Origin of the sequence: Vibrio sp. L85, assembly GCF_963871815.1 — a bacterium.
Taxonomy (GTDB): Bacteria; Pseudomonadota; Gammaproteobacteria; order Enterobacterales; family Vibrionaceae; genus Vibrio; species Vibrio harveyi.
Genome location: NZ_CAWMYL010000123.1, coordinates 1 through 812, shown reverse-complemented (window position 1 = coordinate 812; position 812 = coordinate 1). Strand labels below are relative to the sequence as shown.

At 49.3% G+C, this 812-nt stretch carries 1 pseudogene; it reads left to right on the top strand.

Annotated features, from left to right (window positions below):
* Nucleotides 1-637, top strand: a pseudogene (locus AACR11_RS13315) (conjugal transfer mating-pair stabilization protein TraG); the annotation flags it as partial.
* Nucleotides 638-812: the final 175 nt, after the last annotated feature.

The window sequence follows — 812 nt, the reverse complement described above, 5'->3', positions numbered from 1 at the left end:
GATGCAAAGCCAGTCAGACTTAAATGCCCTATCGAACACCCTAACCCGCTTGGAATCAGGTGGCGGCAGCTTTACTGCCAATGCAAACGGCGCATTCCAGAACTACTTGGAAAATACCATGCCGCACAAACCAGACGTTCAACGCATCATGACCGCCCACAAACCAGAAGATATTGCAGAAGCCAAAGAACGCTGGCAAAAATTCACTCGCACCGAAGCCTTTGCATCCATGGCGGGGCTGGACGGAGATACGGCGCGCATTGTTGGTAAAATGAACCAAGAGCATCAAGCCAGCACACCGACAGGTCAGCCTAACCTAACACCAGAGCAGAATAAAACGATGGAGGAAGGATGGGATAACATCCAAGAGAGTGTTGCACAAACACGCACCGACGTCCTACACAACAAGGGCACCGGCGGACTGTTTAATGAAGACCGCTTTGATGGGGTAACGGACAATGTGAAGCATCAACAGAGTCAAGCTCAGCAATCGATAAAGCAGCCTAAGCCTATCATTGAGCTCACGGTCAAATCACAGGTAGAAGCAGAGGTGACCAGACCGGAAAGGACGGAGTACGTCACTTCCGATCAAGCGTACCCTGCCGCGCCAAAATTTACCCAAAACCCAAACAAATAGTATTGATCACGGTGCATAAAAAGGACTTTATGCACCACCTAAATACTGGTATTATGATCAGGTATCTAGAAAGAGCGTTACCATGAAAGAAATTCTGCCATTACTGCTGCTTACCTGCGCGAGCACGCAAGCTCAAACCCACTCTCCTGAGCTCACTCAACTGCTGAGCGAGATA